At 65.4% G+C, this 7,104-nt stretch carries 8 protein-coding genes and 1 tRNA gene; 5 read left to right on the top strand and 4 right to left on the bottom strand.

Translation table 11 applies throughout. The annotated features are described in order from the left end of the window. The first annotated feature begins 32 nt into the window (after positions 1–32). The 3 genes from Q0743_RS27805 (at position 33) to Q0743_RS27815 (ending at position 2,230) form a co-directional block, all read left to right on the top strand. Entirely contained in the window at positions 33–806 is a 774-nt protein-coding gene (locus Q0743_RS27805; protein ID WP_298244666.1) for an outer membrane beta-barrel protein, read from the top strand. A 180-nt stretch (positions 807–986) separates the two neighbouring features. Then, a complete protein-coding gene (locus tag Q0743_RS27810) occupies positions 987–1,610 on the top strand; it encodes a hypothetical protein (RefSeq protein ID WP_298244667.1) in 624 nt (207 codons plus the stop codon). Between the two features lie 11 nt (positions 1,611–1,621). Next, positions 1,622–2,230, top strand: a complete 609-nt coding sequence (locus tag Q0743_RS27815; RefSeq protein ID WP_298244668.1) for a hypothetical protein — start codon at positions 1,622–1,624, stop codon at positions 2,228–2,230. Between the two features lie 72 nt (positions 2,231–2,302). Here Q0743_RS27815 and Q0743_RS27820 read toward each other — a convergent pair. The 3 genes from Q0743_RS27820 to Q0743_RS27830 all read right to left on the bottom strand — a co-directional run bounded on the left by Q0743_RS27820 (position 2,303) and on the right by Q0743_RS27830 (position 4,555). Beyond that, positions 2,303–2,377: transfer RNA gene (locus Q0743_RS27820), tRNA-Val, on the bottom strand. Between the two features lie 160 nt (positions 2,378–2,537). Further along, positions 2,538–3,830 (bottom strand): hypothetical protein, encoded by a 1,293-nt coding sequence (locus tag Q0743_RS27825; protein WP_298244669.1) that lies wholly within the window; start codon positions 3,828–3,830, stop codon positions 2,538–2,540. Between the two features lie 119 nt (positions 3,831–3,949). Beyond that, on the bottom strand, positions 3,950–4,555 hold the full coding sequence (locus tag Q0743_RS27830; RefSeq protein WP_097657748.1) for a DUF1134 domain-containing protein: 606 nt from the start codon (positions 4,553–4,555) through the stop codon (positions 3,950–3,952). A gap of 139 nt (positions 4,556–4,694) precedes the next feature. Between Q0743_RS27830 and Q0743_RS27835 the strand changes: the two genes are divergently transcribed. Further along, positions 4,695–5,180 carry a YHS domain-containing (seleno)protein gene (locus Q0743_RS27835; RefSeq protein WP_298244670.1) on the top strand — a complete coding sequence of 162 codons (486 nt, stop codon included), beginning with the start codon at positions 4,695–4,697 and terminating at the stop codon, positions 5,178–5,180. Here the strand turns inward: Q0743_RS27835 and cysQ are convergent. Next, positions 5,174–5,998 carry a 3'(2'),5'-bisphosphate nucleotidase CysQ gene (gene cysQ / locus Q0743_RS27840; protein WP_298244671.1) on the bottom strand — a complete coding sequence of 275 codons (825 nt, stop codon included), beginning with the start codon at positions 5,996–5,998 and terminating at the stop codon, positions 5,174–5,176. The two genes, Q0743_RS27835 and cysQ, sit on opposite strands and share 7 nt — an antisense overlap. A 203-nt stretch (positions 5,999–6,201) precedes the next feature. On the opposite strand from cysQ, the gene chpT reads away from it, so the two are divergent. Beyond that, complete coding sequence (gene chpT, locus Q0743_RS27845) at positions 6,202–6,855, top strand: histidine phosphotransferase ChpT (protein ID WP_298244672.1); 654 nt, start codon at positions 6,202–6,204, stop codon at positions 6,853–6,855. Positions 6,856–7,104 lie beyond the last annotated feature (249 nt).

The following is a 7,104-nucleotide window of genomic DNA, read 5'->3' on the forward strand; positions in this document are numbered from 1 at the left end:
ATTGCATGACGTATGAGATTCGGGGGACGCTGATGAAGAAGTTCCTGTTGTCCGTTGCCGCATTCGCGATGGCCTGCACGAGTGCAGGCGCCGCCGATCTCGCGGCCCGTCCCTACACCAAGGCGCCGCCGATGGTCGCTGCCGTCTACGACTGGAGCGGCTTCTATATCGGCGTCAACGGCGGCGGTGGATCGGCTCGCAAATGCTGGGATTTCATTTCTCCCGGGCTCGGCGTCATCGTCCCCGAAGGCTGCCACAATGCCACCGGCGGCACGGCGGGCGGGCAGATTGGGTTTCGCTGGCAGTCCGCCAACTGGGTGTTCGGCGTCGAAGGCCAGGGCAACTGGGCCGACTTCACGGGCGATAACATCTCGACGGTGCTTTTCGCACCCACCGGCCTTCGCAATCGGTCCCATATCGAGGCGTTCGGCCTGATCACCGGCCAGGTGGGTTATGCCTGGAACAATGTCCTCTTGTACGTGAAGGGCGGCGGCGCGGTCGTGGCCGACAAATATCGCACCAACGACGTCGTCACCGGCGTGGAGTTCGATCGGGCCAACGAAACGCGGTGGGGTGGCGTCATCGGTGGCGGTCTCGAATTCGGCCTCGCTCCGAACTGGACGCTGGGCGTGGAATACGACCACATCTTCCTCGGCCATCGCGATGTCACCTTCACCGGCTCGACCGGTTTTGGCGGCGTGCCCGTGGGCGCCCTCACCCGCAGGGAGCGTATCGGCCAGGACGTCGACATCGGCCTCGTGCGGCTGAACTACCGCTTTGGCGGTCCCATCATCGCCAAATACTAGGGCCGGGCGGCGCGGGGTCATACGATCCGCACCGCGCAGGACCTCATCGCGGCGACAGTCCAATTCGGCAAAGCCGCAACCCCTTGATCCGACTGGCGTCGGCTACTGTGCATGGGGTTGTTTTCGCGATTTCGGTCAGATGGTCGCCGCCAGCCGTCAAGCGCCTGCCTCAAACGGGTCATGCCCGAAGCCCCGTCAAAGACAATGATGACGGGTCGGAAGCCGAAGCTTGTGGTCCTGCATCTGATCCTGGCGCCGCGGATCGTGGCTTCTGCGATGGTGGTGGACCACGTCGGCGCTTCCGGACGGCCGGCTTGCTGCACTTCACCTTCCTGCGTGCGTGATGATAGGAATTGCGTCTTGGATCGAACCGAGGCTTGCGAGCAGGTTTCGCTGCAGGTTTTGCGGAAGCATGAGGAACACATGAACGCTCTATCGTCGGTCTTGGCGATCCTGGCCCTGCTGGCGTTCATCGGCGAGTGCCCTGCCGAAAACCTGAACAGGAAGTACGGCCGCAGCTGGTCCTGCAAGATGATCTCCGCAGAGCTGGAGGATCTCTATCAGGCCTGTCGCAATTGCGAGAAAGGCGGCCAGGAATTCGACCAGACCTCGGCTTCCGGAGGCAGCTGTGTTCCGAAATATTCCCTGCGCGAAACCGGCGAGCCCGCAGATCTTCGCGAGAAGAGGATCGAGCGAGAGGAGATCGCGGCGACGGTCACGGCCCGCGAACGCGAAATGGAGAACGAGCGGCGCCGCCAGCGCGTCAGGCAATGGCTGGACTCCGATGTCAGTGGCAGACCATGAGTGTTGGATCGATGTTTGAGAAGTCGAGCGGGATGAAGCGGCATCATTTGCGGGCATCGACGGCCTGGGCCTGCGCGTGCCTGTGCTGGCTTCTGGCTGCGCCGGCCGCCTTGGCAACCGAGGTCCTGCTGGTCCGCGATCTCGACGGCGTGCGCGACGAGCTCGGGTTCAAGATGGACCTGCCGTCTCCACTCACGCTCGCCCGCAACGGGAAGTTCTCGGACGAATACGGCCGGACCTATGGCTGGATCAGGTGGGAAGAGGATATGTTCGGTCCCGATCCGGTGGCCGCGACCCGCTGCGACGCGTTGATCACGGCGAAGGAGAAGACCCTGGTTCTGGTCGACAAGCAGCAGGCCGAGCGGGGATGCACTCTGTCATTCAGGAAGAAGGGGACGCCGGCCGAATACGTGACGCTGCAATCGTTCTGGCTTCCGGAGGAGAGATGCAGGCCCGGCAGCGCGTTCAATTTTCAATGCTTCCTGGAGGTCGAGACCGTCTCGGACAGTCCGATCAGCAAGGGTTTTGCAGCGAACGTCGCCAGGCAAATGACGGCCATCGCCGGCAATCCCGCGCTGACGACGTTCGAGGAATGGCGACGCGAGACCACGAAGCGATGAACGCTGGAAGGGGGACCCGGAACTCCCGCCACGCAGGCCCGCATAATCCGCGACCGTTGTCAGGAAGATGAATGGTGGGCGCACAAGGGATCGAACCTTGGACCTCTCCCGTGTGAAGGGAACGCTCTCCCGCTGAGCTATGCGCCCGGGACCATCACGCAGACGGCCGGACCTGTTCGGCCGGCCGATGCATTGGAGCCCGCGATTTAGAAGTGCGGGCTTGAGGTGTCAAGTTTCCAGGTGCCTCGAAGCCGGAAAAGCTTGCGGCAACCACGCTGTGCGCGATGGAAAGGCCGGTTTCGGCCGCTTACGCGCCCTGCTGGCGGGCGCGGGAGGCGTGGGCCTGCAGCGCCCGGATCCGCTCGGCCAGCGTTCCGCCGCCCTCGGGCAGGCTCGGCGTGCCGTTGGTCGCGGCGTCGTTGGCCGGACGGGGCGCCGGCTTCGGAGGCTGGCCGGCCTCGGCCGCCAGCAGCGCCTCGATCGGCGAGTTCGAGCCTTCGAGCTGCATCGCGAGCTTGGCCACTTCCGCGGCGATGTCGTTGATGCGCTCGCGCAGCAGCGCGTTCTCCATGCGCTCGGTCGCCCAGGAGCTCTCGGCCTGCTGCTGGATCGCGTTGATGTCGCGCTGCAGCTTGGCGCGCTCGTCGCGGGCGGTGCGGAGCTGCTCCTCCAGCGCGGTCTTTTCCGCGCGCAGCTGCTCCACCGCGGCCGACGATTTGCCGCCGCTGAGGCCGGCGATCTCGACGCGCAGCTCCTTGACGGTGCGCTCATTGCCCTCATTGGCCTGGCGGAGCTGGTTGTTCTCGTACTCGCGCTCGGCGAGCAGCTTGCCCTGCGTGGCGAGCCGTCCCTCGAGGTCGGCAACGCGCCCCGACAGCATCTCGGCTTCCTTCACCTGCAGGAGCAGCTGGCGATCGAGCTCGGTGACGCGCTGGCTCAGATTCTCGACCCGGCCGCGGGCATCGCCGAGCTCGCGCGAGGCGGTCTCGGATTCGGTGCGCTCCTGCGCGAGCCGCGCCTGCGTCGCGGCAAACTCCTTCTCGGCATCGCCGACGCGGTTCTTCAATTCCTCGATCTGCGCGCGCACGGCGACCAGCTCGACCTGGCGGCTCTCTGCCATCATCGAGCGGTCGGACAGTTCGGAGTTGATCTTCGCGAGCTCGGCCTGCTTGTCGGTGAGCGCGATCTCGGCCTCCCGCAAGGCCGTGGTCTTGGTGTTGAATTCCTCTTCGGTGGCGCGCAGCTGCTCCTTCACCGCCTTCTCGCGCGCTTCCAGGGCGAAGATCGTGGCGTTCTTCTCGCCGAGCTCGATCTTCATCCGGTTGATGGCGTCGCTCTTCTTGCCGAGCTCGGCGAGCTGGCTCGTGGTCTTGTTCTTGAGCTGGTCGACGCTCATCTCGAGCCGCCGCGCCGACATGGCGAATTCGGCGCGGAGCTGGTCCTTGTCGGCCTGGATCTCCGCCATCGACAGCGGCGTTGCGGCCTCGAGCCGGCGCGTGGTCAGGCGCACGGCGCGGTTATGCACCAGCGGCACGATCGCGAGCCCGCACAGCATCGACAGCAGGAAACCGATCGCCAGGTACATGATCGGTTCGACCATGGGCCAGAACTCCCAAACTTAAGGAAAAATTCACCAACGACCATGCCATGGCGGGCCGGCAAAAAGCCAGCCCCGCTCTGTCGTTAACCTTGATCCGTCGCTGGATGGAGCAGGGGAGCCTAGAATGGGTTCCAGGTCGCGCGCGGCGTGTATTTGAGATAGCCGATATTGGCGCCGAGCCGCAGGCCGAGGCCGGAGCGGATCGGCACCAGCACGATATTGTTGGCGGTGAGCGCCGTCATGCCGAAGCCGCCGATGATGTAGGCCGAGCCGTCGAGGCCGGCGAAGCGCTGGTAGATCGCGTTGGTGGCGGGCAGATTGTAGACCAGCGTCATGGTGCGCGCGCCGTCGCCGCCCCAGTCGAAGCCGAGCGAGGGACCCTGCCAGTAGACCCTGAGGTCGCCGGCGTTCTTGGTGTAGAGCGTGCCTTCGCCGTAGCGCAGGCCGGCGACGAACGCGCCGGAACCTTCCTCACCCAGGATGTAGCCGTTGGGCAGGCCCCATTGGCTGATCGCCTTCTCGATGATCGAGGCGAGCCCGCGCGAGACGTTGCCGAAGAAGCGGTGGCCGGCACCGACGAGCTCGTCCGGCCCGTAGGTATTGGGTGTCGGGGTCCGCTGCGGCGGCGGCAGATTGGGCGGCGGCGCCTGCTGGGCCGAGGCCGGCACGATCCAGCCGACCATCGCGGCGAGCGCGAGCGCAGCAAGGCGTGATGCGAAAGTCATAAAAGAACCCCTGGTACCGAATCCGGTTGCTTCCTTAACCTGACGCCAACAGGCACGGTCCTAAGTTGCGCCGGATGTCCCCTCGACTCGGATGTTATCCGCAGCAACTATGACGGCACAACGGCAGGAAGATAGCCCTTTGCGCCCCGGAATTGCCTTGATCGGCCTCCTCGTCTGCCTGCTGTCGGGCATATGGCTGACCGGCTCGGGGGCGCCGGCACAGGCTGCCACCACCGAGCGTGTCGTCGTCAACCGCTTCAGCGGCGTCGCCATCGAGGGCTTCGACCCCGTCGCCTATTTCGTCGATGGCCGGGCGGTGCTGGGGACGGCGGAGTTCGAGGCGAACCTCTGGGGCGCGGTCTGGCGCTTCCGCAACGAGGGCAACCGGGCCTCCTTCCTGGCCCATCCCGAGGTTTATGGGCCGCAATTCGGCGGCTACGATCCCGCCGACATCGCCCGCGGGGTCACCATCGCCGGCAATCCCCGTTTCTTCGCGATCGTGGCGCAGCGGCTTTACCTGTTCAGCCGCGAAACCAATCGCGATGCCTTCGCCGCCGATCCCGAGCGGTTCCTTTATGAAGTCGGCAAGCGCTGGCCGGCGCTGCTGGAGCAGCTCGGTCAGTAGCGGCCTACCGCCTGCGGGTCGCCCCAGGCAATGAACTCCGGGATGATGAAGCCGCTCGCGTGCCGCTCGCCGAAGCGGAGCTCGCCGCCCTTGCCGTCGGTTACCCGGCCGCCGGCCGCCGTCACCACCGCAGAGCCCGCCCCGACGTCCCATTCACAGGTGGGCCCGAAGCGGGGGTAGATGTCGGCGCTGCCTTCGGCGATCCGGCCGAATTTCACCGCGGAGCCGCAGGTCTTTCGGATCGCATTGGGCCTGTCGTCGATGAACGCCTCGCTCCTGGGATCGCCATGCGAGCGGCTGACCGCCGCGATCCAGGGCTCGCCGTGCGCCGGCAGCTTGCGGGTGCGGATCGGCTCGGCGGTGCCGATGGTTGCACCGTCAAATTTCACGCGCTCGGCGCCGCGGCCGACGATGCCGCGCCAGAGCAGGCCGAGCGCGGGCGCGCTGACGATGCCGAGCAACGGCACGCCCGATGTCACGAGGGCGAGGTTGACGGTGAATTCGTCGCGGCCGGCGACGAACTCCTTGGTGCCGTCGAGCGGATCGATCAGGAAGAAGCTGTCCTCGAAGGGCGGGGAGGCGAGCTGGGCCCGTTCTTCCGAGAGCGTCGGGATGTCGCTTGCGAGCTGCGCCAGGCCCTCGGCGATGATGCGGTCGGCGGCAAGGTCCGCCTCGGTCACCGGCGAGCCGTCCTGCTTGCCGTCGACCCGCATCGCCGCGCGGTTGACCGCAAGGATCGCCTCGCCCGCCTTCACCACCAGCGCCGTCAAGGGCTCCATCAGGCCGGATGCGGCCGCACCGTCGATGATCCGCTTCACCTGGATGCCTCAATCATCGGCAATTCGTCCTTCTCGACTGATTCGCGCCCGAACGATTCGATTGGGCTTATGACCACCTCGCCATGATCGCAAGCTAGCTGCCGCGGGCTGGCGAATGTTAGAACCCGCAGCATCCGTCAAGCATGCGTGATTCGCGGCGTCCAGCGCCGTGCAATTCCAGGAACCCTCCAGGACCCCTTTATATGTCTGACGCCTCGTCGCCCGCGACCGCCACTGCTCCCGATATGCTCGAACTCGCGGCACTCCTGTGCTCGCGGGTCTGCCACGATCTCATCAGCCCTGTCGGCGCCATCGTCAACGGGCTCGAAGTGCTCGACGACGATCCCAAGCCCGAAGACCGCGAGTTCGCGCTCGACCTGATCCGCAAGAGCGCCAAGACCGCCTCCGCCCGGCTCCAGTTCTGCCGTCTCGCCTTCGGCGCGGCCGGCTCCTCGGGTGCGCAGATCGATCTCGGCGACGCCCAGACCATGGCGAAAGGCCACATCGAGGACGGCAAGTGCTCGATCACCTGGAATCTGCCGCGGCTGCTGTTGCCGAAGAACCGCGTCAAGCTGCTGCTCAACATGCTGGTCGTGTCCCAGCACACGATCCCGCGCGGCGGCACGCTGACGGTCGACCCGATCGGCGAGGGCGAGACGATGAGCTTTCGCATCACCGCGACCGGACACAATGCGCGCCTGCCGCAGAACATCTCCGAGCTGCTCAGCGGCGAGCGCGGGCCGGCCGCGGATGCGCACGCGATCCAGCCTTATTATACGCGGCTGTTGGCAGAGGCCTGCGGGCTTACCGTGAAGCTCGCGCCGGAGGGCGAAGCCATCACAGTTACCGCTTCGTAAACGGCGCCTCGCGCGCAACGTCTTAATCCATTCTTTACGAGGCGCTTCGGCTTGTCCGGAGCGCCTTATCTCTTTGTTGGTTCCGTTCTTTTGCACATACTCAACCAATATTAAACGCTTTGCGGTGAAGCTGGCCTCATTCCGAATTGGCGCATCACATCTCGTGCGCGCCCTTCCTGTATGAAGGCCTGTTTTCATGGATGATCTGTTGCGGGAGTTTTTGACGGAGACCAGCGAGAGCCTGGACAC

Origin of the sequence: uncultured Bradyrhizobium sp. (genome assembly GCF_936943645.1) — a bacterium.
Classification (GTDB): domain Bacteria; phylum Pseudomonadota; class Alphaproteobacteria; order Rhizobiales; family Xanthobacteraceae; genus Bradyrhizobium.

Bases quoted from the DNA above. Each gene is read 5' to 3' on its own strand.
- Q0743_RS27810 (WP_298244667.1), top strand. From the start codon at position 987: ATGCCCGAAGCCCCGTCAAAGACAATGATGACGGGTCGGAAGCCGAAG.
- Q0743_RS27805 (WP_298244666.1), top strand. From the start codon at position 33: ATGAAGAAGTTCCTGTTGTCCGTTGCCGCATTCGCGATGGCCTGCACG.
- chpT (WP_298244672.1), top strand. From the start codon at position 6,202: ATGTCTGACGCCTCGTCGCCCGCGACCGCCACTGCTCCCGATATGCTC.
- Q0743_RS27830 (WP_097657748.1), bottom strand. From the start codon at position 4,555: ATGACTTTCGCATCACGCCTTGCTGCGCTCGCGCTCGCCGCGATGGTC.
- Q0743_RS27815 (WP_298244668.1), top strand. From the start codon at position 1,622: ATGTTTGAGAAGTCGAGCGGGATGAAGCGGCATCATTTGCGGGCATCG.
- Q0743_RS27825 (WP_298244669.1), bottom strand. From the start codon at position 3,830: ATGGTCGAACCGATCATGTACCTGGCGATCGGTTTCCTGCTGTCGATG.